The following is a 25,425-nucleotide window of genomic DNA, read 5'->3' as shown; positions in this document are numbered from 1 at the left end:
CAGTTACAGGTTAAAAAGTAAGTGTTAATCCAAGGTTCCAGACACGTGGGCGAGGATTGGCAAAAAAGTCCAGATTCTGGGAGAATGAACTGTTAGAACCATAGCCGGAGTTAAACGTATCAACCTCAGGATCATATCCTGTATATTTCGTAATCACAAAGAGGTTTTGCACACTTGCATACACACGCAGACGGCTCAGTTTCAGCTTCTGCAAAGCGGCATCCTGTAAGGAATAACCGAATGTGAAATTCTGGCCACGGATGAATGATCCGTTTTCTACCCACCAGGTATCGAAGTGGGAATCCTGCGCAAATTTATAGTTACGCACCTGCGAGATCATCGTATTCTGGTGATCCGGCGTCCAGGCATCCAGCACGGTTGCAAGGCTGTTCGCGATCGTTTGTCTGTCTTCCACGGAGTGTTTGTAGGTTCCTGCCGTGTTCAAGCCCTGCACAAAACGGATATCGAATGAGAAATCAAAGCCTTTGTAGTTCATTGTACTGCTGAAAGTTCCCGTCCATTTCGGCGTTGTGCGACCGATAATGCTGTAATAATTGCTTCCGTCCGCATTGTAAATGTACTTTCTGTCACCCGGTTTCAGGTTGTGTTTCGCTGCAAGATCAGCCTCTTCGCTACTGTAAGTTCCCAAACGCGTCATCCCGTACAAAGAACCGATCGACTCACCTACCCGCAGGATATTGGTTTGTCCAAGGAAGTTAGGACCAGGAAAAATATCCGCGTTACCGTTGTTCAGTTTTAAAATCTTGTTTTTGTTCGCAGCAAAAATGAAGTTGGTTGTCCAGGTAAAATTGTCTGTTTTAATGTTTGTTGTATTCAAACTAACTTCCAAACCTGAGTTTCTAACCGATCCAACATTCTGATAGACGTTCGCATTCGTTTGACCCGCAGACCACGGAATGGGTGCCTGAAGCAAAAGATCCTTCGTCACACGGTTGTAATAATCGACCGTCAGGTTAATGTTTTCACGAATACCCAACTCAACACCGGCATCAAATTGCAGCGATCGCTCCCATTTCAGGTTTGGGTTTCCAAGATAACTTGGCAATAACGCCGACTGCAATGCACCTCCCAAAACTGTCGAAGTATTGTTGGTTGTACCCGGCTGTATTTGTGCAATGGAGCGGTACTGACCAATTTCCTGGTTACCGGAAAGACCATAACTCGCTCTCAATTTCAGGCTTGTGATGTTTTTGTTTCCTTTCAGGAAGCCTTCTTCCGATATACGCCAGGCAGCGCCGACCGATGGGAAAAACGCAAATTTATTGTTCGCGCCAAATTTCGAAGAACCGTCGAAACGGCCGGTAGCGGTCAACAGATATTTTTCATCCAGGTTATAAGTAGCCCTGGCAAAATACGAGTTCATCGTCCATTTGTAATCTTCCGATGTTGTTGAACTTCTTACAGAGCCCGAACCCAGGTTATGCCACTGGAAAAAGTCGTCGATAAAATTCTGCGTTTCAGCAAAATTCGTCTCCTGATAATACTGCTGCCACGACGCCCCAAGCAAGGCTGTAAAGCGCTGACGGGCGTTAATAGTCTTATTCCAGGTCAGGTAGTTTTCCGACTGCCAGTAGTTATTGGAATAATTTCTCATGTTGGCAACCCCACCCTGATCGGCAGACATGTGTGCCAGATTTTGAGACGAAAAGTAGTTGTTTTTCTGTGCGTTTAAATTAAATCCAAAATCAGTCTTAAAATCCAGGTCTTTTGTAATGTGGAACAACAAATAAGTGTTTCCAAGCGCCTGTAACGTGTTGTTGATCGTGTAACGGTTGTGGGCAATGTTCACCGGGTTTGGTCCTCCTTCAAGCCCACCGATATCGTTGTTTCCAGCCCATGTTCCGTCCGGATATTTAACAGGCACGATCGGAACCTCCTCCGAAACCATCCTTGGAACGTTCAAACTACCATTGCCATCAGAAACCATACGTTGTCTGCTTTTGATAAGCGAAAGACTTCCGCCTATTTTCAACCACTTGTTCACATCGTTGTCAAGCGTAAATCTTGCCGAATAGCGTTTAAATCCAGAAGTAAGCATCAAGCCGTTCTGGTCCAGATATCCCAAGGATAAACTGTACACAGTTTTATCGTTACCGCCCTGAAAATTAAGCTGATGACTGTGCGAAACAGCTGGCTTATATACTTCTTTTTCCCAATTGGTATTGTACAAAGGCTTGTCGTTGGCATCAAATAACAAAGGAAAATTCGCGTGGTTCAAAGGAGCCTGAGGTGTCCAGACGCCACCTGCCGGGTCAAATTTTGTACCATTGGCAAAAGCCTGATTGTATGTTTTAACAAATTCTTCTGAGTTTAGTGTTCTCACATGGCGGTACAAATCACTCACGTTTACGTTTCCGTCGTAAGATACTTTTGTACCTCCGCTTTTTCCACGTTTGGTCGTAATCATGATCACACCATTGGCACCACGCGCACCATAAATCGCTGTGGATGAAGCATCTTTCAATACTTCAAGAGAAGCGATATCGTTGGGGTTAATCGAGTTTCCGTCAACCCCGATCACACCATCCACCACATAAAGCGGATCAATGTTGGAGTTGATAGATCCCAAACCACGTACACGGACTTTCGCCGCAGCACCAGGTGCGTTGCTGTTCACACTTACTTCCACCCCGGCAATTTTCCCCTGCAGGGCCTGAGAAACGTTAGGTACAGGTTTGTCCATCAGCTGCTCTCCCTTGATGGTAGCAACTGCACCGGTAAGATCGGATTTCTTAACCGTACCATAACCGATCACAACCACTTCACTAAGTGCTTTGGAATCCGATTGCAACGCAACTTCCAAAGTCGTTTTGTTTCCAACCCGAACTTCCTGATTTATAAAACCAACAAAACTGAATACCAAAACCGAAGATTCGTTTGGTACAGAAATAGAAAAATTTCCGTCCGCGTCTGTCGAAGTCCCTACGCTCGATCCTTTTATTACCACATTTACACCCGGCAATGTCGAATTATTCCCCCCGTCTACCACCTTTCCGCGAACCACTTTATCTGCCGTCAAAAATGAACGGCCACCGGCAAGCGCGCTCAATGAGCTCACCAGCAATAAATTCAGTAAGATTATTTTCATAATCCGCCCCGACTGAATGACGGGTCTTGGTACATGACTTCTCATACTTTCCATTAGGTTGACTAGTTTAGAATTTATTTTGAACTTTTGAAGCAGACAAACGCCGGAAAACAGGCGAGCGAATAAGTATTCTCATTTGTAATTAATAGATTATAATCCTTCAATTCATGTACATATGTTCATACATGATCAACAGCAAACCTTTATCCGCTTAAGTAAATAAGCCGATTGGCGTCTTTATAGAAAAGGATTAAAATGCAAGCCTACGCTATGTCAAGTGCATACGTAAAGCGGTCTGCCAAAGCATAGGTCCACCCCATTGCAACCGCAACAAGCCTGGCTATATCGATAGCATAAGTAAAGCGATCTGCCCGGTAGTAACCAAGGTTATACTCGATTAGCCTGTCACCCGGATCACAAACAATTCTTTTGCGTAATAAAACCGGATCACCGGGTTTCAAGTGCAAAATCTTGGCCAGCTTTTCGTCAGCCAGCGTAGCACTGATTTCTTCTTTTGAAACGGCAACCACCGTATGGTGATCGCGTTCAAGCATCTCATACAAAGGTTTGGAAAAATCCTCCTCACCCGTAAGCCCAACACGCGGATGAAAATAGGATACAAAGTGCACAATAGGGCCCAAGTCCAGTCCCCGAAGCCTTTCCAGCTTAAGTACTTTGGTACTTAAACTAACATTAAAAAGTGTGGAAATCTCTTCTCCGACTTCCACCCATTCGGTTTTTACATCATAATTTTTGAACGAAACTCCCTTTTCATGCATCTCGTGCGTGAAGCTCGACCACTTATTTAATTTGGTGGTAATGTTGTTCTTCAAAACTTTTGTTCCGATACCCTTTTTACGCGTCAAAAGCTCTTCGTGAACCAGCTTGTTTAAGGCCTGTCTGACCGTGTTTCTCGAAATGCCAAGTCTTTTGGCGATATCAACTTCGTTGGGGAAAAGTTTTCCATTTTGATATTCAGGATCAACAATCAGTCGTCTCAATATTTCCTCTACCTGAACATGCAGGGGAAGCGGACTTTCATGATTGATACTAAATATTTCCATGTTTGCTCTTACTATGTTTATACATATGAACAATCAAAGTTGAAAATAATTATTTTAACAGAAAAATTATTTTACCACTATTTTGAGAAAAAGTGGTAAATTTTAATCTGGAAAGAATACAAAAATATTATAACACCAATAATATCAAACAGTTACAGAAAATATAAATTCGGGCACATTAAAAAATGATTTACGCCAACTGAAATTCCTGCCCTTAGCAACCAAATCACGGCTGATAAATCGGTTTAGTTAAGCAAGTATAAATAGCAGATAAAAAGTTTATCAAAATTTAAGAAAACTAAAAATAGAAATTATTACATTTGCCAAACAATATGTACATACATACCAACATAAATGGAAATATGTTCATATTACACACCCGATGATTTCCGATAAAACTGCCTGATAACCGTATTAAAATCAAATTTTCCGATGATAAACAGACTATTCCTACCCTTACTATTTTTATCCCTGACCTGCCAGATTGCCCATAGTCAGCAAAAGACCATATGGCAAATTGGCGAAAGTGAAAATTCCCCAAAAGGACTGGCGCTGGCGCCGGATCAGTTCAAGCGTTTTGTTGAAAATGATTTCGGGTATGAAGACAAATACTTCCTTGTCGGACATTCAAAAGTTCAACAGGATTGGCCATACGTACTCCCTGGCCCCGTTAATGGATGGGGAGGAACGGGTAATACTGCCGGAATTCGCTCTCACTTTCTGACTGTCCTTTTTGAAATAAAAGAAAAACCGGTTTCGGGCAACTGGCAGCTTTTGGTTGATGTACTGGACACTGATTCGCTGGCTGCACCGTTTGTAAAAATTCTCGTTAATGGTAAATCCTGGGAGTTTCAGCTAAAAAAGGGATCAGGTTATAAGGATCCCGACAAGTTTTCTTCAAATCCGAAGGAACAGCTGATGAAAATCGAGCTTCCATCGGAATTGATAAAAACAGGAACCAATGAAATCGTTATAACTTCTCTGCAGGGTGGTTGGCTGGTTTTTGATCAGATCAAACTGGACGGTCCGGCCAAAACAGCGCTGACAATCCCCGGCAATGCACTGGTCCGGAATGTCAAGCCCGCTGATTATGAGATCATAAAATCCGGTAAATTATGCCAGCCTCTTTTGGTTGACTTATCCCACGTCAAAGGCAGCCCAACCGTTCAGGTGAAGCTTGATGGGCAAATTATTCTCAGCCAGATCCTTGAACAGGGTCGGTACATACTGGAAGCACCCATGCCGTCTGTTTCTCAAATCAAATCAAGTAACTACGAGGTACTTATCGATCATAATCTGGTAAGAAAGGATACCGTGCAGCGGGGAAAAATGAAACTTAAAACGCCTGCGGGTTATGTCAACACCATGATGGGCGCCGGGCATTCCAGATGGATGATCGCGCCGGGCCCCTGGATGCCTTTTGGCATGGTGAAACTCAGTCCAGATAATCAAAATAATGGCTGGCAGGCCGGTTACGACCCTACTTTTGAATCCATCGGCACATTCAGCCACATTCATGAATGGACGATGACCGGGCTGGGAACTTTCCCGACCAGCGGGCCTTTGCAAATTAAAATGGGGGATCAGAATAACCCTGACGACGGGTATCGTTCAAGAATTGATAAGGGTTCCGAGCAGGCTCCACTGGGTTATTACAAGGTCAACCTGACGGATAACGATATCACAGCCGAACTTACCGCTACAACACGCGCTTCATTTCAAAAATACACGTATCATAACAGCGACTTGGGCCGGGTCATGGTTGATTTTCAGATTCCAACGGAATACGGCTACAAGATTAAAAACATTAAAATCGATAAGGTAAGCGACCGCAGGATTGAAGGTTACAGCGATCAGTTATCAACTAATGTCTGGTCGGGCGGAATTGACCAGCGGTATCAAGTACATTTTGTAATCGAGTTTGATCAGTCTATCAAAAATTACGGTGTTTGGCTGAATAACGAAGTTAGAAAAAACACCAACTTATTGGCTGACAGCGCCAAAAATGCGGGTATTTATCTTGAATTTGACACAAAAACAAATAAGGTCGTTCAGGTAAGATCCGGCATTTCCTATGTCAGCCTGGAAAATGCGGCCTTGAATTTAAAAACGGAGATATCCGATCCGTTTGACTGGAACTTTGATCTTGTCAGACAAAATCAGGAAAAAGTGTGGAATGATCTGCTGGGTCGGGTCGCTATTACCAGCAACGATCAGCGCGAAAAGGAAAGATTTTACACCAACATGTACCGGTCGCTGGCGAGCAGAAATACGTTCAGCGATGCAGACGGAAGCTGGCGGGACGCGGATGAGAAGATTAACAAGTTCCAAAACAAGGATGATGTTGCTTTGGGCTGTGATGCCTTTTGGAACACGTTCTGGAACCTGAATCAGTTTTGGAATCTGGTCACACCGGAGTGGTCGAACCGCTGGGTGAAATCGCAGTTGGCCATGTACGACCGCAGCGGATGGCTGGCCAAAGGCCCTGCAGGTATGGAATACATCCCCGTCATGGTTGCTGAGCATGAAATTCCATTGATCGTTGGTGCTTATCAAATGGGCATCAGGGGTTATGACGTGAACAAAGCCTATGAGGCAGTCAAAAAAATGCAAACCACCCCCGCCGCGAACGTCGGAGGCGGACGTGCAGGTAACGAAGATTTGCCAACTTATCTGAAACACAAGTATGTACCCTATGATGAGGGACGTTTTTCCAACTCGTTGGAATACAGCTTTGATGATTACACTGTATCCCAATTTGCCCGGTCATTAGGCAAAAAAGAAGATTATCAGCGTTTCAAAGACAGAGGAAACTGGTGGAAAAATGTAATCGATCCGGCAACCGGTTTTGCCCGGATGAAAGATGCCAAAGGAAACTGGCTTGCCGATTTTGATCCGTTTAAATCAGGGGCGAACCATCATTATGTGGAGGGAAATGCATGGCAGTTAACTTTTTTTGTCCCTCAGGATGTACCCGGATTAGCTAAGACAATCGGCGAAGGCGAGTTTGTAAAAAGACTGGACTGGGGATTTAATGAGAGTGAAAAATGGCGTTACAACGGCCCAAACGACCAGTATTGGGATTACCCGGTCGTGCAGGGAAACCAGCAGTCGATGCATTTTGCCTTTCTTTTCAACTGGGTTAAAAAACCATGGTTAACCCAAAAATGGAGCCGTTCGATTGTGGACCGGTATTACGGACACGAAGTTTCCAATGCATACCTGGGCGACGAAGATCAGGGGCAAATGAGTGCCTGGTTTGTCATGAATGCGCTCGGGCTTTTCCAAACCGACGGCGGAACGCGCGTTAACCCGGTTTATGAGATCGGCAGTCCGTTGTTTGAAAAATCGGTCATTGATCTTGGACAGCAATTTGGTCGTGGCAAAACCTTCACCATTGAAGCAAAAAATACCTCCCGGAAAAATGTTTACGTGCAAAGTGCCAAGCTGAACGGCAAACCGTTAAACAACTTTTGGTTCAATGCCTCGGATCTTTTGAAGGGCGGTTCACTGATTTTAGAAATGGGGCCAAAACCCAATATGAACTGGGGCATTGGAACACTTCCTTCGAACGAATAATAACTTTGACACAGCTAGGTCCACGACAAGCCGCGTCAGAAAACTAAACCTATATAAATAACATCCAATGAAAAATATCATCCCAATTATTGCCTTTTCCTCTGCCCTGTTGGCTTGCGGCACGAAAAATACTTCCAGCGATAAAGAAACAAAAACAGAGCGTATTTACGAGCAGGACAGCACTTTACAGTTTGTAAAATCCAAAGCGATAGCCGTGGTTAAAACTGGCTTTAACGCCGGTGACGGTTATGGCGAAGTATGGATCCGGGACTATAACACATTTATCACACTTTCCGCAGAAGCCCATAAGCCCGAAATTTTAAAAGAAAACCTCCGTGTTTTTTTCAGGTTGCAGGGCAACGACGGCAATATTGTTGACGGTTTTATTCCGGTTCAAAAAGCAAAGGAGTCAAAAGTAGGTTATGAATACATTTTCAATGCGCTGGAACCCAACTATGCCGGACATAAAAACACGGTGGAAACCGACCAGGAATCGTCACTGGTACAAGCTGTTGCCCGATATATTACCCTTAGCGGCGACACTGCTTTTTTAAGTGAAAAGGTTGGAAGTAAAACCATAGCCGAAAGACTCGACTGGTCGATGGAGTTTCTGATGAACGAGCGTTATGACAAAAAACATGGTTTGATATGGGGAGCCACCACAGCGGACTGGGGCGATGTACAGCCCGAACATGACTGGGGTGTTTACCTGACGAAAGACACGCATTTGGCCATCGATATTTATGACAATGCCATGTTCCTGATTGCTCTGGACAGGCTTATGGAGCTGGTTCCGGCAAAAAAAGAAAAATGGCTGCCGATCCGTGCGGCCATTGCCAGAAACACCATGAAATACCTTTGGGATGAAAAAAATCAAAAGTTCATTCCACACGTATATCTCAACGGCTCGCCTTTCCCGGCCAGTCTCAATGAAAACGAGATTTATTATCATGGCGGAACCGCGGTTGCCATTGAAGCCAATCTGCTCACCAAGGCGCAAATCAAAGTTTCGCTGGATAAAATGATTGACAATGTAAAACGGTCCGGCGCCGGCACCATTGGCCTGACACTATATCCTACCTATCCCGAAGGCAGCTTTAAAAACAAGGGAATGTATCCTTACGGCTATCAAAATGGTGGTGACTGGACCTGGTTTGGAGGAAGAATGATCAAGCAGCTCTACCTGAATGGCTTCCAAAAAGAGGCCTATGAACAGCTGAAACCCATGCTCAAAAGGGTGATCGACAACAAAGGATTTTACGAGTGGTATACCGTTGACAATAAACCAGAAGGTTCCGGTACTTTCCGTGGTGAGGCTGGTGTACTTTACGATGCCATTGTCTTATTTGAAAAAGAAAATTTGAAACAGGATTAGCATGAAACAAAAGACAGTAATGGCGATTGATCTCGGGGGAACCCGGATTAAGATGGGGCTTGTCAGCGGTTCAGAGATTCTTTTCTCAACGGAAATGGATTCACAATCCGGCAACGGTTTGCGCAAACGGCTCCCGGAGATTGCAAAAAGTATGAATGACTTGTTGAAACAGGCGTCATTATCTCCTTCCGATATGGCAGGATTAGGCATTGCTATTCCGGGAATTGTTGATTCGGTCAACAATAAAATACTGACGATCAATGACAAATACAACGACGCGCCCGACATTGACCTCAACCAATGGGCGCAGGAAACCTGGGGCCTTTCCCTGTTCCTCGAAAATGATACGAGATCGGCCATGCTGGGAGAATGGAAATATGGCAAAGGTCGCGGCTATGACAATGCGGTGCTTATGAACCTGGGTACCGGTATTGGAACTTCCGCCGTCATTGAAGGAAAAATCCTGCGGGGAAAGCATTTTCAGGCGGGTATTCTTGGCGGACATTTTATAGTCAACGTCAAAGGCGAGCAGTGCAATTGCGGAAATTATGGTTGTGCAGAGGCCGAAGCCTCAACCTGGAATCTGCCTGAAATATTAAAAAGATATCCGCAGCATGCTGACAGCTTACTTTTCGGTCAGCCGAAAATTGATTTTAAAACCATATTTCAATTTGCCGATAGCGATCCGCTGGCACTTCTGGTCCGCAACGAATGTCTGGAAATCTGGGCGGCCTGTGCACTTAACCTTGTCAATGCGTACGATCCTGAAATCCTGATTTTAGGGGGCGGTATCATGGCAAGTCGCGACATTATCCTGCCCTGTATCGAGCAAAAAGTGAACGGGAATGGCTGGGCCGTTTGGGGAAAAGTCATCGTTACGGAAGCATCATTAATCAATACAGCCGCGCTGGTGGGCGTTGGCAGTCTCGTTATTTAACTATTTAACTCACTCCATTTTGAAAAAGTCAAACTTTAACAAACTTCCTCAGGTCAGCGTAACGGGGCACACCTGTACAACCGGCTGGACCGATATATCGGCACGATTACAGGACAAAATCAAAGACTTTAACTCGCCTAAAACGATCATCGTGCTGGACACTTATCATGGCGTTTATACGGATGAAATACTGAACAACATCAAACTTGGGCAGACTTCCGCAACAATTTTTGACGTTTCGACAGCGCTGCTCGCTCAGGATAAGCTGGAAGCACTTGTGTACCCGTTTGTAAAGGATGATCCTGTTTTTGGCTTCGTTACAACGCTGGATTTAGCTGCATTTTTCGATCCTGAAAAAGTTGCTGCCATGCAGAAAGAGATACAGGATGTAAAAGAAGGAATCGTTCTCGTTGCCGGGATAGGCGCTTCCCTTTTTGTCCCCAAAGCCGATATGCTTGTTTACGCCGATATGCCCAGATGGGAAATTCAGCTGCGTTTCAGAAACAACAGGATCAGCAACCTTGGCGCCGACAACACCGCAGAGCCGTTTTCCTATCAGTATAAAAGAAGCTTTTTTGTAGATTGGAAAGTTTGTGACAAACACAAGCAGACACTTATGGATCATTGGGATTTTGTTTTGGATACGACCATTCCGAGTAGTCCTAAAATGGTTTCAGGAAAAGCCATTTCCGACGGACTTGAAAAAACGATTCAACAACCGTTCCGCGTCGTTCCGTTTTTCGATCCGGGGCCATGGGGCGGACAGTGGCTTAAAGAGGTCGTTGATCTGGACCGCTCGGCTCAGAATTACGCCTGGGGTTTCGATTGCGTTCCGGAGGAAAACAGTCTCGTTTTTGATTTTGAGGGAAACAGTTTCGAAATTCCTTCCATTAACCTGGTTTTTACACATCCGGTTTCCTTATTGGGAAAAGATGTTTACAACGCTTTCGGAGCTGAGTTCCCGATCCGTTTCGATTTCCTGGACACCATGAAAGGCGGCAACCTGAGCTTACAGGTACATCCGCTTCATGACTACATAAAGGAAAAGTTCGGTATGGGATATACGCAAAACGAAAGTTACTATTTTCTCGATGCCAAAGACGACACGTTCGTCTATCTTGGATTGAAAGAAAATATAAATCCTGAGCAGATGATTGAAGATCTTGAAGCCGCGCAGGAAGGCGGAGCAATCTTTGATGCTGAAAAGTATGTTGAGAAATGGCAGGTCAAAAAACACGACCATGTGCTGATTCCTGCTGGTACCATTCACTGTTCGGGAGCCGACACGGTTGTGCTGGAAATAAGTGCAACCCCGTTTATTTTCACTTTCAAATTATGGGATTGGGGAAGAATGGGCCTCGATGGAAAACCACGACCGATATCCCTTGAGCACGGGAAGAAAAACATCCAATGGGACAGGACCACACAATGGACCAAAGAAAATCTGGTCGGTCAGATAAAAGAAATGGAAAGCGGAGACGGCTGGCGCGAAGAACGCACCGGGCTGGATGCACAGTCGTTCATTGAAACGAGAAGACATTGGTTCAGCAAAAAAGTAGAACATCATACCGGTGGCATTGTCAATGTATTGAACCTGATTGCAGGCCGTGAGGCCATTGTAGAAAGTCCAAACGGTGCTTTCGAGCCTTTCATCGTGCATTTCGCCGAAACATTTATTGTTCCTGCTTCCGTTGGTGCCTACACCATTACGCCGCACGGCGAAAGTGCGGGACAGGAATGTGCCACGATCAAAGCCTACGTCCGGACCGACAATCTAAAAGAAGATTATAAAATCAATTAGCCATGGAAAATCAGGGGAGCACCTTGTTTGTTTATAAGATCACATTGGTAGCAGCCGTGGGCGGTTTGTTGTTTGGCTATGACACCGCAGTGATTGCGGGAGCGATCGGATTTTTACAAATCAAATTCGATCTCTCCCCTTCCATGGTTGGCTGGGTTGCTTCCTGCGCCCTGATCGGATGCATTTTCGGGGCGCTTTTTGCAGGAGTCCTGAGCGACTGGATCGGGCGGAAAAAGGTGTTAATCCTTTCCGCCATTTTATTCGGGATATCATCCCTGGGCATAGCCGTGCCTTCCGATTTAAACTGGTTTGTATTTTTCCGGATTATCGGCGGACTGGGCATTGGTATCGCATCCATGCTGGCGCCTATGTATATTACCGAAATCGCGCCGGCAGATAAACGCGGCCGTTTGGTTTCTATTAACCAGCTGGGAATCGTTACCGGGATTCTGCTGATCTACTTCGTTAACGCTGAAATTGCAAGCTTGTATGACGAGAGCTGGAATGTTGAAACAGGCTGGCGATGGATGTTTGGCTCAGGAATTTTCCCTTCCCTTATCTTTTTGGTCCTGCTGTTTTTTGTACCTGAAAGTCCGCGCTGGCTCGCCAAACAAGGACGCAGTGAAGAAGCACTTCTTATTCTGACTAAAATTAATGGTCCCGAAAAGGCCGGCCATGAACTTATCGAAATCAATCAAGGCATATTCGCAGAGTCGGTTTCATTTGTAGAAATTTTCAAGCCCGGTATTCGAAAAGCACTGGTTATCGGTATCATTCTGGCTATGTTTTCCCAGATTACCGGCATTAACGCCATCATGTATTATGCTCCGGAAATTTTCAAATCCACGGGCGATGGTTCCGACTCGGCCTTGTTACAAACCATTCTGGTCGGCGTAGTTAATTTTCTGTTTACGATTGTAGCCATTAAATACGTCGACCAAGTGGGGAGAAAAGGTCTTTTGCTTGCGGGTTCTGCCGGTATGACCCTTTGCCTCGCACTAATTGGCGGCGCCTTTTTCCTCGACCTGGCCAAGGGTTATCTCGTGCTCATCTCGATTTTGGCCTATATCGCCTTTTTTGCGCTTTCGCTGGGCCCGTTGACTTTTGTCGTGATCGCAGAGATTTTCCCTAACCGCACACGCGGACGGGCCATGTCCGTTTGCGTTTTTGCCTTATGGATTTTCGTATTTATCGTTTCCCAGTGTTTCCCGATCCTCCTTCAGGCCATCGGAAACGCGTACACATTCTGGATTTTCATGCTGATGTCACTCTGCGCGTTCATTTTTGTATGGAAGTTTATTCCCGAGACCAAGGAAAAAACGCTGGAAGAAATGGAGCAATTGTGGTTATAAGCAATAAAGTTGTTTAAACTTATAGACAATCCCGAAGGGATGATAGTATTGTAGAAAATGCGAACAAACATGCAGGTCATAACCCTGAAAGGGTGACATAACCATTTCAGAAATTGAAATCGGCCACCCCAATGGGGGTTTGATGGAACGGCCTGATGTTTACTTGCTACAATAATATCATCTCTCCGGTATTTTTTTTGACAGCGCGTTTTTATTAATAGTAAAACGCGCTGTTTTTATTTACCTCCCCTCAGCCAAACCCTTCATTTTTCGCAAGCACATCTTTTAGTGGATCAAAACAGTACTTTCGGAAATCTGGATATCCTCTTCCAGAATTTCCGCAGCAAAACCCGCTTCCACGAGTAAACCGATGATCAACCCGGACTGAATGCCAGCTGTTTTGCAGCATACCCGTAATATTTTGTCACAATCGTCCAGATCAAAGTTGGCATCATAACCTTTGAACCGGTGTCTGATCAAGCTGATCAGTTTCTCGGCTTCCTCCTGGTCGGTAACGTTCGTTTTAAAAACTTCTACCATAATTCGTCAGTGTTAAGTAGCTGTTGGCGATTAGCTATATGCGATTGGCTCAGTAACCGGATGATTAATAGTTTATTATAAAAATCAATACTATAAACTAATTTTTCCCTACTACTTAGTCAGCATACGTTACATGGATAATTCGCTCAAAGAAAGCCGCTCCGATATAACATTTTCAATAGCTCAATCTTCCAGATTGATTATTCTAACGAGCTCATACGGTCCTTCATTCCCAAGCATTCTTCTCAAAACCGTAACCTGCGCGCAATCAAATTCTCCATAATATTCAAAATCCGATAAACTCGGCTCAATAAGCTCCATTTTCCCTGCCGGTATGCCCCGGGCAACAGTCAGATGTGGATTCAGTTTTTCCTTCTTATATGGAAAAGTTTTTTGCATCGCCAAATGAAGCTGCTGAATCGGTTCCGAGTTTTCCACTTTGATGTACATGGTCCGATCATAATTTTCACGTCCAAAAAATGCTACACCTTCCAGTTTCACCTGAAATGATTTTATCCCGGAAAGCGCCTCCAACATCCTTTTTATCATGGTATCACCGTCTCCCGCATGAAGAAAATAATACAATGAGATGTGTGGAACCGAGTTAAGAACGTTTCTGGACAAACCAACAAGCTGATGTAGTTTTGCCCTAACCGAGCGGATATCCTTTTCCACCTCCATAGACGAAATCACGAGTAGATATTCGTAAGTTATCGCCGCAAATAAACTCATCTGGTTATTATCCTTTTTCATACCATGCCGGTTTAAACTTCTAAAATTTCGGACAATTTAGCATTTTCCCAATCTGAAAATATTCTGATTCCGGAAAATCACTAAACTGTCCTCCTTATACGAAATACGCCAATTCCAGCTCTAATTAAGACATAATTATTTAACAACCAGCATAGAAGTATAATTTTTTCTATAATAGTAGGCAAGAAACAAGTTTCCGCACAGCATGAATATCGCCACCGGAAGACCTTCCGGCGCCAGAAACAAATGAACCAAAAATATGTTAATCGTAATCGGAAAAATGACGGCCGTTGCAAGCGGAACAAAAAATCCGAGTATTAAAGCGATGCCGGAAATCAGCTCAACACTTTTCAAAAAAGGCATAAAATAACCCGATGCGGCCAGTCCTTCATTAAAGGTTTTCATGTTACCGGTCAGTTCCGGCGTTGGCATCAGCTTAAAAAGCACCACGACAGCTGAAAACACAAACATCAGCCCCATCAAAACCCGAACAATAGTTACTGCAATTTTCATGATCTTTAACGATTGAGTGAATGTATAAAACACACCACAAAAAATTTAGTGCGCCAGTTCGAGGAATTATTTTCTATCATTTCACCCCTGAACTGCAGCCGGATCCATCCACATCACTTCCCATAAGTGTCCGTCGATATCTTCAAATCCGTGGCCATACATATAACCCTGATCCTGCTTTTCATTGGGTGCAGTACCACCAGCAGCAAGTGCCCGGCTTACCATTTCGTCAACTTCCGCACGGTTCTCCGCAGAAAGGCAAATGATGGATTCGGTCGTTTTGCGGGCATCAGCGATTTCTTTCTTTGTAAAGTTTTTGAAAAACGGCTCCACAAGAAGCATGACAAAAATATCTTCACTGATCACCATACACGTTGCATTTTCGTCGGTAAACTGGGCGTTGAAAGAAAAGCCGAGTTTGGTGAAAAATGTTACACTTTTGTTCAGGTCTTTTACTGGTAGATTTACAAAAATTTTAGTAGCCATAATTTTGCTTGTAAGGTTTGGATAATAAGAAAGTAGTTATTTTATTTTTCAAGGTTATTTTTCAAATCGACGAGACTGGCCTGCAGGTCTTTTCCCAGCATACTGTCAATAAACAGGTTGGTAATATTCATTGGATATTTGCTTGCTCCGGCCATCGACCAGGTTACGCGGGTTTGACCTTCGGTCGCCGGTTTTGTCGTCATTCGTGCGTGGGCTATACCTTCAAAAGGTTTGATAAACCGTATTTCCAGATCCAGCTCATTTCCTTCATCTATTTTTGTAATTTCCTGCTCCCCTTTCCCTGCCTTATCGTTTCCATCCCAGGCATACACAAACCCCACCGTCCCGTCTGTCCCTTTAAAATTCTTTTTCATATTCGGGTCCATCATGACCCACTTGTTATAGTGATCCTGATTTTTTATGAATTTGATGTAGTTAAAAACCTCAGCATTAGGTTTACTGATGATGACCTCTCTTTCAATGCTGTACTCTTTTTTTACAAATAAAGCGGTAATGAGAACCAGTCCGATAATGGCAACGATTCCGAGTACGATTACTTTCAGGATATTCATTGTTCAATGATTTAGGTTGTAAGTGATGATACAAATGTACAGTGCTTGATTAAATCCAACGGGGGGCAAATACGGCAATTTAAGGGGTTGATTGCGCCATCCGCCTAATCACCGGTTTAATCAGCGCTCCCCCGTTCTATCGTAATAAAACATCCAGTTCAGGCCGTATTTATCGGTTAATCTGCCCATTAATCCAGCAAAAAATGCATGTACCGGATGTGTTGGTTTTCCGCCTGCCGACAAATTTTCATAATAAGCATAAGTCTGCGCTTCACTATCGCAGGTAATCGACATGCTGACCATGTTCCCCCCGACCAAACCTTCTTGCTCACCCAGATCAGAGGCCATCAGAATCAGATCATCCTTGGCCAGAGTTGAATGCAAAATCAGATTTTGCATAAATTCCGGAAATTGTCCCGCCATTGGAGACTCGCCTACAGTTTGCAGCACCAGTTCTCCACCGAGGCTATCCTGGTAAAATGTCATCGCCTCGCGGCACTGACCATTAAACGTTAAAAAAGAGTTGATACGTGACATAAAGATATCGTTTAGTTTTTTCTTTTATTTATACAACAAATGTAATGCCACACATTTAAACAGAAACGGTGTAAAAAAGACCACCTAAGGGTGAAAACGCGACATGAACCAGTTATTGAAAAAAATCAACACGCCCCAACCGTGCAGTTTGTCGACGGCATTACTCCTTTTGTCGATGAATACTAACCGGCAAACAGACTACATTCCGCTTTTAATTATATTTGATCTATGAAGTTTAACGCCCCTCTGATTCTGAAATTAAGATCTGAAAGAATCATTCAGCATGGTGCATTCTGGGTTGTTGTGTTACTGATCCTGGCGATGATCTATGGTGTCGGGCTGCCGGGATACTGGTCTGCTGTTCGGATGATACTCATTTTCATGCCGTTGCACATGCTGTATTTTTATATGATAGCCTATGTGGTCATGCCCCGGTATTTATTCACGGGACGGTATTTCAGGTTCTTTGTTTCTCTGGTGCTATGTATATTTCTGGCCGCCCTGTGTTTCCGGTTGCTGGAAATTCTTTTTGCGGATCCCATGATTTATAAAACGATTAAAAAACAGGATAAAACATTTGTCTGGCACAAACTGGATGGCACATTTACCGAGCAGCTACTTAAATACACATACATAATAAATGCTTTCGAACAGGCAAATTTCGTCGTCTGGATTGCAGTTGCCATAAAATTTTTCAAAATGTGGTACGAAAAACAACAAGCCGCGCTGGAAGCAGAACTGATTTTATTGAAAGGGCAGCTGCACCCGCATTTCCTTTTCAATACGCTCAATAATCTCTATGCGTTAACATTATGCCAGTCGCCCCGCTCGCCGTCCGTCGTGATCGGGCTATCCGAGATCCTGCGTTACATGCTGTACGAAGCCAATGCCGATGTCGTCGATCTTAAAAGAGATGTTGAAATTGTTGAAAACTACATTGCGCTGGAAAAGATCCGCTACGAAGAGCGCCTTGACCTTAATTTCAGCATCAAAGGCATGGAACCCGGTCACAGCATTGTTCCGCTGCTGATATTGCCACTCGTAGAAAATGCTTTTAAACACGGAACGAGCGAGAAAATCGGGGATGCATGGATCAATATGGATTTACAGGTGCGCAACGATACGCTAAAATTTAAAATATCAAACAGCAAACCGGACCAGCCTGCCAAACCCGATCAGGAGAAAAATCATTCAAGGATCGGACTTGCCAATGTCAGAAAACGACTGGAAATTCTCTATCCTTCCGCACATCAGCTCAGGATTCTGGAAGAAGAAGATATTTACGCTGTAATTTTAGAAATAAATCTGGATAAACGACTGAAAATAGGAGAGATATGAAATTGAAAACAATTTTGGTAGATGATGAACCGCATGCCATCGAAGTATTGGTGAAATACCTCGAAAATTTTAGTGAGATTGAAGTCGTTGCCAAATGTGGAAACGCGATCCAGGCATTTCATACGTTGCAGCAGCAAAAAGTTGACCTCATGTTTCTGGATATAAAAATGCCAGGACTGAAAGGAACCGATTTATTGAGAAGTCTTAAAAACCCGCCCAAAGTGATTTTCACCACTGCCTATCAGGATTATGCCGTTGAAGGATTTGACCTGAATGCCATTGATTATCTGCTCAAACCAGTCCCTTTTGACAGATTCCTACGGGCCATGGATAAGGTATTTACCATTTTTGAAGTTGGCAGTCGGCAGATTGGAATTGCTGAAAAACCGGCGCTGAGCAATAAGGACGTTTTCCTTTATCTTAAGGTAGACCGAAAAATGGTAAAGGTTAACGTCAACGAAATTTTCTGGATTGAAAGCCTCAGAGATTATATCAAAGTCGTTTTAAAAGACAAAGTTCTGATTTCCAAACAGAAAATCAGCATGCTCGAAGAACTGCTTCCCGAAGACGATTTTATCAGAATCCACCGGTCTTTTATCGTTTCTGTTGCCAAAATAGAAGGTTATCACTCGCATGCAGTGGACATTGCCGGAAAAGAACTGCCCATTGGCCGCAACTACAAAAGCGATTGCCAGCGCAGATTTAAAATGGTTTATTAACAATAGCCGTATCTAAAACACCTTCCAGGCACCACTTGCGGCGACAGGATTTGTTAATTGCCTGAGAGATCCCTCCCTTCTCGCTTTTTTTCAATGAAGTTGTTTGAGCCTATTGACAATCCTAAAGGGATGATAGTATTGTAGAAAATGCGAGCAACATTCAGACCATAACCCTGCAAGGGTGACATAACCATTTCAAAAATCGAATTTACAACGCAGTAAAAAATTCTCATTCCGCAGCTAATCACTACGACTCTGCCGCTCCGATGGGTTTGAAGCGGGCTACGATTGTAGCAAACACATTTGTCTCCGTTTGTCAACCGTTGGTCGACAAAAACCGTTGTTCGTCGACACACCTGTGACTTCCTGCTTCTGACTCATTTTTTTACTCTAAAATTGCAAAAAAATAAGATTACCGCCTGGGGATGTTTATCATCTCCAAAATTCAATTTTCCAATCAAATCAGATAGAGTTTTTCTATCTATCACAATTTTTAGCCATGTTTAATAAAAAATTAGTAGTCGCATTATCTTCTGTGGTTTTTCTTTTCTCAAGTTGTACCGATGACGAAGTAGAACCAAATTCCCTTACCGCAAACGCCGGCGCCGACCAGCAGGTCGAAATTGGATCACGTGTTACCCTGGACGGCACAGGTTCCAGCGACAGTGAAAAGAAAACTTTCAGTTTTAAATGGTCCCTGACCAAAAGACCGGCCGGCAGCTCCGCTTTGCTGAGTACTTCGGATACAGAGAAGGCCACTTTCGTACCCGATGAAACGGGAGAATACGAAGCCGAACTAACAATCAGCAATGCCAGCGGTGAAAGTAAGGACAAAGTTTTAATCATGGCCAGCGCCGCCGAACCGCTCCTGCTTGATGGAGCCATCACGGTTAAAACAGTGCTCAAAAACCGTGTTTCCAACCCAAATTTGCCTGATTACATCGTAAAAAAGCACATTGCCGTAACCGCTGAACTAATCATTGATCCGGGTGTTGTAATCGCCTTTTCCCGCGATACCCGACTGGAAATCAATGACAACGGTGGTATTTTGATCGCCAAGGGCACAGCGGACAAAAAAATAGGTTTCCGTGGCGTTGAGAACGGAAAGGGATACTGGTCCGGTATTGTCATGCGCTCCGCAAGCAACGCCAACGAAATGGAACATGCCGAGATAACAGACGCAGGCAGCAAACCTTTGATCAGCACAATTAAAGCTGGATTCGCGCTTTTAGGCAACGGTTCACAGATTTCTCTGAAACATATCCTTTTTTCTAACAACGACGGTTTTGGCCTGCATGCCGAATATGGCACTTCTTTCCGCGGTTTTGAAAACAATACCTTTAAAAACAACACCGAAGCGCCCGTTTTGCTGGATGCCGAGCTGGTAAAAGCCCTGGATGAAAATTCTGCTTTCACGGGTGGAAACGGCCGCAACGTAATCGAAATCATAAAATCCTCGTTAACAGCAACTACAACCACAGAAACGGTGTGGAAAGGTTTCAAGGACCACACGCCTTATCGTCTTATCGGAAACCTCACGGTGCAGGGCGCCTGGAAGCTCGTTCCAGGAACTACGGTTGAAGTGGCCCGCGATCTGACCATTTATATCGAAAGCAAAGGCTATCTGAATGCAAAAGGGACGAAAGAATCCAGGATTGTGATCAAAGGCGTATCGGCCAACCAGGGCTACTGGAGAGGGCTCATCACGAATTCGACCAGTCCGGAGAGTGCTTTTGAATATGTGGATATCAGCGGTGGCGGCAGCGCCCCGATCGTGTCCGGCAAGAAGGCGAATATTGCGGTTTATGGGACAAATGCGCGACTGGATATCAAAAATTCTTCGATTTCGAACAGCGGTGGTTATGGTGTGTTTGTCAACTATCAAGCCCAGGTGAATGCCGATATCGAAACGATCAACACGTTTAGGGATAACCCGGGTGGCAATTTCCTGAAAGAGAAATAATCATAACAACCAACTGCGGACTCAGATGAAATTCTTAGACATTTTCTTCTTGTTCAGGTTATTCAGCGTGCTGGTGTATTTCATGCTCGCTTCACAAGGCGGATTCTACCTGCTTTCATTTCACAAAGTTTTGCAGAACCTGCCTTCGAAAAACTTCATTGAAATCAGAAAATCCATTGATCATGTCATTGAAGCACCATTAAAAATCCTCTATCCGGGGGGATTTTTAATGATGCTGATCTGGCTGCTGATCATAGACAGGGCTCCGGATGTTTGGGGTTATGGCCTGCTCGTCCTTTCGTTTGTGCTGCTGGCAACGGATCTGATCCTTGCGGTCAAAGTCAGTATTCCACTGAACAGGACCATACACAATGTGGTGACAGAGTCGGGCGGGCAAGCCATACGAATCCAGAAAAAGTGGCTGAAATTTATTTTCATCCGCGGTTGCCTGTCGATCAGCGGGTTCATTTTCCTGATCCTGCATATGATGATCCGGATGGAAATGCATCACGCCTGAATTAACGTATATCCAATATCGTTAAAATTAAAATTCTCCGGTCCGGATTTCCAAACCGCACACACAATAGTCTTATTTTTTTATTCATTTCTAATTTCCATAGCCATGTTAAACAAAGTAAAAATGAAATCAATCCTCCCATCCGCGCAGAAAGCAGTTTTTACATGTCTGGCCGCTGCCAGCATGTTTACGCAGATCAGCTGTAAAGACGACGACAAAATTATCGGTGACGGTGATCCTAAACCCGACCCAACCGCCATTATCCCTACAAAAGGGAAAACGTATACGTATAAAATCTCGGAAGAAGATGGTACGGTTTCTAAACAGGTAACGCATGTAAAGAGCGTCAAGGATTCGACGGGCATCGTCGTATACACGGTTGAAAATAAAATATCGGGCGAAGACGGTGAATCGGTGCTGATCATGAAATCATACAGCCAGAACGGCGTCACAACCAACGAGATATCCCTGCCGGCAGCTTATGCAAATATTCTATCCGAACTCCAGGGAAGCGAATATGTTAAGGATGTCAAAATCACGGGGTTCCCGCATTATCAGCTTCTGGATAATAAAGCCGCTGTTAACAGTCAGCTTAAGTTTAAGGGAGAGCCAATAAAATTGGTTGTAAAACTCGAATTCACCGACGAAGACGGGCAGAAAATGAAAACGGAACTGGAATCCACCCTTACCTATGACGACGGCAAGGTAACTAAGGTGGAAGACGTGACCACCCCGGCCGGTACTTTCAGTTGCAGCAAATGGGAATACAGTTATACGATGATCACGAAAATTTTCCAGAACGGCGAACTGGACGAACAATCGAACGAATACAGGAACATCGCCGAATGGACGGCTCCTGGCGTGGGTATTGTCAAATCCATTGAAAGTGATGTATTATCGACACCAACCTCAACAACGGTTCTTCAGAAAATAGACTAGCATTTTGGCGGTCGGCAATCGGCGGTCAACTGTCAGTGGTCGGCTCTTTGAAAATAGGTATCTACACTTGAATATAGTTTCAGCTTATCCCAAATCTCTTTTTAAATTGAAAACATCAACCAGTCATACTTTTCCCGGCGTAGTGCGCCGGACGAGAAAAAAACGCAGAAACGTTGTTACCGTTCACCTGGCAAGCCGGGTATTCTGGCTTGAAGCGCACGAAATCACCCACATGCAAGGGGACGGAAATTATACCTTTGTCTACACCACTCAGGGCAAACGATACCTTATTTCAAAAACGATGAAAACACTGCTTCAAATGCTGGATGCGGGTTTTCTGCGGGTGCATAAATCCTACACGGTCAATCCTGATCACGTGGTTTCACGTCTGGAATCCGACAGACTTCTCCTGAGCAGTGGTTTGCAGATTCCCATTGCCCGAAGACGCGTCAGAGAGACGGAACAGAGCCTGGCCATCGAATATCTGGGTGCAGGATAAAGTAAGATAGTTATTGGAGTTAGGTAGTTATAGATTCCGGGTCGCTTGGCCTGGAATCTTTTACTTTTCAGCCTCTTTGTTTTTGCAAAAAAGAACAACAGGATTATTAACTTTGGAAACGGGCGATTCACTTATTGCCGGTTACAATGCTTAAAACCTCATTCCGAATCCTTATGACTGACCGTAAATTCCCTATTGGCCCCTTTATTCCACAGGAAAGCTATTCCGCGGAGGACCTGCATTCCTTTATTCAGACCATAGAAAATACCCCTGCCCAACTTCGTAAGCTGGTAGAAAATCTGTCGAACGAAGAACTCGCCAAAACGTATCGTGAAGACAGCTGGAATATCCGGCAAATTGTCCACCACATCAGCGACATCCAGTATCTGCATTATTTCCGGATGAAAAAGGCAATCACCGAACCGGATAACGACGAGATGGCACTGATCAACATGAACGCATGGTCAGCCACAACCGATTCGCTCACCGCCCCTGTCACTGATTCCCTGTTGACTTTTGAAGCCATTACCACCCGCTACATGTTCCTGGCCCGCACGCTGACCGAAGACCAACTGGCGATCCGTTACTACCATCCTGTAAGAAAAATCTGGTTTACCCAAAAAGACGCGCTTGCCATTTCGGCCTGGCATGTGCAGCATCATTTGGGGCATGTGCGTTGGGCGTTGGGGGATTGATCATTGATTTACTCTTAATTTGCAACCCGTTCCGTCATCTTATTTCAAATAAATTTACGAAAAGTTGATATTTTCACAACAAAACAACGGCTTGAAGAAATAACCATAAGTAGTCGTTGGTAATTAGCTATATGCGACTAGCGCAGTAACCGGATGATTAATAGCTTATTATAAAAATCAATAATATAAACTAATTTTTCACTACTACTTACGAGATATTACTTTGAACGACGTCTTCAATCTCGAATATAGAGAATTTGCCGAGAGAAGTTTTTTGGGGGATAATTGGAGAAGAGGTGTCAGTGAAGTTGAAAATGAATAAATATTGCAATAAAAAGTAAATCGCTCTTTGGAACCTTAATTTCTTTTCTATGAAAATCAAAGCCGTCATCGTTTTCCTACTAATAACTATTCACGCCCAGGCCCAGAAAACCAACCTCTCCATCGTCTTCATCGGCAACAGCATCACCCAGGGTAAAGGTGGCCCCAATGGTTTTCCGCCACCCACACATGCCGTTGACTATTTGAAGGGACAAAAAGGAGTGCAGGAAATTCTGTTTGCCAATCTGGGAAAAAGCGGTTCCACTACGCTGGACTGGCTGCCGGGTACCGGAAAGTTTTTTGCCAAGGTAACGGAGGCAGCGGACAGTTTATATCTTAAAAAAGATCATCAACTGCTTTTCTCCATAAAACTCGGGACGAATGATAGCGCAATACTAGGGCCGAATGGTGCTCCAGTGTCCAGGGATGCCTACCGGAAAAATATGCAAACCATTATTACGGAAGTGCTTAAAAAATATCCCGACAGCAAGGTAATTGTTCATCATCCGATCTGGTATAGTACCAATACCTACAACAGCTCTAAATACCTTACAGAAGGTTTGGAGCGACTGGAAAGTTATATTCCTGAAATTGATAATATGATTTCAGGCTATGGAATTTCGGATCCGGGGCGCGTCTTCAAAGGCGATACGAAGGCTTTTAAATATTTCAAAAAGCATTATCTCCAATTGTTAAAACCGGAAAAAGGTCAGCAGGGAACATTCTATCTTCACCCGAATGAAGCAGGTGTTGTTGTTCTGGGGAAATACTGGGGAAAGGCAATTGAAAAAAGGATACTTTGAATGGCCCGTACCCTTTTTACAACATGCTTTTTAGACGAAAAATATGTTTTCGATAACTTTTGATCTCACGTTTACCACTCCATCCCTTTAACAAAAAAACGTTCACCGCCACTTTCAATCACTTCCCAATCCTTATGCTTAAACTCCGCTTCGCAGTAGCCTTCGAAGCAGGCCTCGGTGTCCAAAATACCCAACATCGTCAAGACGGCTATGGCGTACAGATCGATATCGTCTAGCTGGTGTGCCAGCTGGATATTGTCGCCGGTTTCGTTGTAGCAAGCCATGAAAACCTGGAACTGGCGCCATGATTTTTCTTTGAGTTTGTCAACATCAGCAGTTCCCCCCCCGGATTTCAGTGTTTCCTCATATTCGTTATCCCAGAACATTTCCCATTCACGAAGCATTTCAGAAATGAAAACCGGCTTTTCCATCGCTGCTTCCACATAAATAGCGCCCCAGATTTCTTTGTCGGTCATGGTCGCAATTTCAGCATGCGATTTCTTATCGACAAAAGATTTTAACCTTGCCGTCAGCCCGGCGTGTGTATCCATTTGAAATTCATCTTCATCCTCCGTGATAAATTCCAGCGTATTGTCAATCACACGCGCTTCATACTCATCATTTTCTAGTTTCGAGTACGTTTCAAAAGCCCGCAAAAACTGATCGTAGGAAGGAACTCCGGCCAAATGATTCTCATCATTAAACATTTTCCGTGCGATACCCTGTATCCCCAACTCCGTAGTTAAAACTTCAACCTCATTTTTTAATACGGTCAGAACATTGGCTGCGCCGCGGTCTTCCAGCATTTCATACCGCTCTAAAAGAAATTCCTTAAAACGGATCAGTGTGTAGAAATAAGGATCGTCCGGAGAACCTTCCTCGCTGTCCTCGTCCCATTCCTCATCGACAATGGCATAACCCAATGGAAAAGATTCCATGTTCGTCCCGTCGCTGATCCGGCAATATAAATTTTCTTCGTTTTTCTCGTCTAAATAGTAGGTAACCTTCATGAT

22 protein-coding genes are annotated in these 25,425 nt (G+C 44.1%); 13 read left to right on the top strand and 9 right to left on the bottom strand.

Annotated elements, in window-relative coordinates; all coding sequences use genetic code 11:
• Window positions 1-10: 10 nt before the first annotated feature.
• Both RB622_RS04095 and RB622_RS04090 read right to left on the bottom strand, forming a co-directional pair.
• Complete coding sequence (locus tag RB622_RS04095) at window positions 11-3,154, bottom strand: TonB-dependent receptor (protein WP_308045241.1); 3,144 nt, start codon at window positions 3,152-3,154, stop codon at window positions 11-13.
• A gap of 218 nt (window positions 3,155-3,372) precedes the next feature.
• Complete coding sequence (locus RB622_RS04090; protein WP_308045240.1) at window positions 3,373-4,173, bottom strand: GntR family transcriptional regulator; 801 nt, start codon at window positions 4,171-4,173, stop codon at window positions 3,373-3,375.
• 432 nt (window positions 4,174-4,605) lie between these two features.
• On the opposite strand from RB622_RS04090, the gene RB622_RS04085 reads away from it, so the two are divergent.
• The 5 genes from RB622_RS04085 to RB622_RS04065 all read left to right on the top strand — a co-directional run bounded on the left by RB622_RS04085 (window position 4,606) and on the right by RB622_RS04065 (window position 13,217).
• Entirely contained in the window at window positions 4,606-7,752 is a 3,147-nt protein-coding gene (locus tag RB622_RS04085) for a GH92 family glycosyl hydrolase (protein ID WP_308045239.1), read from the top strand.
• Window positions 7,753-7,819: 67 nt separating this feature from the next.
• Window positions 7,820-9,127: an amylo-alpha-1,6-glucosidase gene (locus RB622_RS04080; protein ID WP_308045238.1), complete on the top strand. Its 1,308-nt coding sequence runs from the start codon at window positions 7,820-7,822 to the stop codon at window positions 9,125-9,127.
• Between the two features lies 1 nt (window position 9,128).
• Window positions 9,129-10,064, top strand: coding sequence for an ROK family protein (locus RB622_RS04075; protein WP_308045237.1), 936 nt, complete (start codon window positions 9,129-9,131; stop codon window positions 10,062-10,064).
• 19 nt (window positions 10,065-10,083) lie between these two features.
• Entirely contained in the window at window positions 10,084-11,865 is a 1,782-nt protein-coding gene (locus tag RB622_RS04070) for a class I mannose-6-phosphate isomerase (RefSeq protein WP_308045235.1), read from the top strand.
• A 2-nt stretch (window positions 11,866-11,867) separates the two neighbouring features.
• A complete protein-coding gene (locus RB622_RS04065; protein WP_308045234.1) occupies window positions 11,868-13,217 on the top strand; it encodes a sugar porter family MFS transporter in 1,350 nt (449 codons plus the stop codon).
• Window positions 13,218-13,502: 285 nt separating this feature from the next.
• On the opposite strand, the gene RB622_RS04060 is transcribed toward RB622_RS04065, so the two are convergent.
• The 6 genes from RB622_RS04060 to RB622_RS04035 form a co-directional block, all read right to left on the bottom strand.
• Window positions 13,503-13,757: a hypothetical protein gene (locus tag RB622_RS04060; protein ID WP_308045233.1), complete on the bottom strand. Its 255-nt coding sequence runs from the start codon at window positions 13,755-13,757 to the stop codon at window positions 13,503-13,505.
• Window positions 13,758-13,940: 183 nt separating this feature from the next.
• Window positions 13,941-14,510 (bottom strand): 2'-5' RNA ligase family protein, encoded by a 570-nt coding sequence (locus RB622_RS04055; protein WP_308045232.1) that lies wholly within the window; start codon window positions 14,508-14,510, stop codon window positions 13,941-13,943.
• 135 nt (window positions 14,511-14,645) lie between these two features.
• Window positions 14,646-15,023 (bottom strand): DoxX family membrane protein, encoded by a 378-nt coding sequence (locus RB622_RS04050; RefSeq protein ID WP_308045231.1) that lies wholly within the window; start codon window positions 15,021-15,023, stop codon window positions 14,646-14,648.
• 81 nt (window positions 15,024-15,104) lie between these two features.
• Window positions 15,105-15,509, bottom strand: coding sequence for a VOC family protein (locus RB622_RS04045; protein ID WP_308045230.1), 405 nt, complete (start codon window positions 15,507-15,509; stop codon window positions 15,105-15,107).
• A gap of 41 nt (window positions 15,510-15,550) precedes the next feature.
• Window positions 15,551-16,081 (bottom strand): SRPBCC family protein, encoded by a 531-nt coding sequence (locus RB622_RS04040; RefSeq protein ID WP_308045229.1) that lies wholly within the window; start codon window positions 16,079-16,081, stop codon window positions 15,551-15,553.
• 120 nt (window positions 16,082-16,201) lie between these two features.
• Window positions 16,202-16,618 carry a VOC family protein gene (locus tag RB622_RS04035; RefSeq protein ID WP_308045228.1) on the bottom strand — a complete coding sequence of 139 codons (417 nt, stop codon included), beginning with the start codon at window positions 16,616-16,618 and terminating at the stop codon, window positions 16,202-16,204.
• Between the two features lie 228 nt (window positions 16,619-16,846).
• On the opposite strand from RB622_RS04035, the gene RB622_RS04030 reads away from it, so the two are divergent.
• The 8 genes from RB622_RS04030 (at window position 16,847) to RB622_RS03995 (ending at window position 24,412) form a co-directional block, all read left to right on the top strand.
• Window positions 16,847-17,956, top strand: a complete 1,110-nt coding sequence (locus tag RB622_RS04030; RefSeq protein ID WP_308045227.1) for a histidine kinase — start codon at window positions 16,847-16,849, stop codon at window positions 17,954-17,956.
• Window positions 17,953-18,675, top strand: coding sequence for a response regulator transcription factor (locus RB622_RS04025; protein ID WP_308045226.1), 723 nt, complete (start codon window positions 17,953-17,955; stop codon window positions 18,673-18,675). Before RB622_RS04030 ends, RB622_RS04025 begins: the two co-directional genes overlap by 4 nt.
• Window positions 18,676-19,174: 499 nt before the next feature.
• On the top strand, window positions 19,175-20,638 hold the full coding sequence (locus tag RB622_RS04020) for a PKD domain-containing protein (RefSeq protein WP_308045225.1): 1,464 nt from the start codon (window positions 19,175-19,177) through the stop codon (window positions 20,636-20,638).
• Window positions 20,639-20,663: 25 nt separating this feature from the next.
• Window positions 20,664-21,155: a hypothetical protein gene (locus tag RB622_RS04015; protein ID WP_308045224.1), complete on the top strand. Its 492-nt coding sequence runs from the start codon at window positions 20,664-20,666 to the stop codon at window positions 21,153-21,155.
• A gap of 123 nt (window positions 21,156-21,278) precedes the next feature.
• Window positions 21,279-22,094: a hypothetical protein gene (locus tag RB622_RS04010; RefSeq protein ID WP_308045223.1), complete on the top strand. Its 816-nt coding sequence runs from the start codon at window positions 21,279-21,281 to the stop codon at window positions 22,092-22,094.
• 106 nt (window positions 22,095-22,200) lie between these two features.
• Window positions 22,201-22,593, top strand: a complete 393-nt coding sequence (locus RB622_RS04005; RefSeq protein ID WP_308045222.1) for a LytTR family DNA-binding domain-containing protein — start codon at window positions 22,201-22,203, stop codon at window positions 22,591-22,593.
• Window positions 22,594-22,766: 173 nt separating this feature from the next.
• A complete protein-coding gene (locus RB622_RS04000) occupies window positions 22,767-23,288 on the top strand; it encodes a DinB family protein (RefSeq protein WP_308045221.1) in 522 nt (173 codons plus the stop codon).
• A 371-nt stretch (window positions 23,289-23,659) separates the two neighbouring features.
• Window positions 23,660-24,412, top strand: coding sequence for a GDSL-type esterase/lipase family protein (locus RB622_RS03995; protein WP_308045220.1), 753 nt, complete (start codon window positions 23,660-23,662; stop codon window positions 24,410-24,412).
• Between the two features lie 71 nt (window positions 24,413-24,483).
• Here the strand turns inward: RB622_RS03995 and RB622_RS03990 are convergent, their stop codons facing one another.
• Complete coding sequence (locus RB622_RS03990) at window positions 24,484-25,422, bottom strand: hypothetical protein (protein ID WP_308045219.1); 939 nt, start codon at window positions 25,420-25,422, stop codon at window positions 24,484-24,486.
• Window positions 25,423-25,425: the final 3 nt, after the last annotated feature.

Source organism: Dyadobacter sp. LHD-138 (assembly GCF_030929615.1).
Taxonomy (GTDB): Bacteria; Bacteroidota; Bacteroidia; order Cytophagales; family Spirosomataceae; genus Dyadobacter.
Note: the sequence above shows the minus strand (reverse complement) of the source record. Positions and strands in the feature narration are given on the sequence as shown.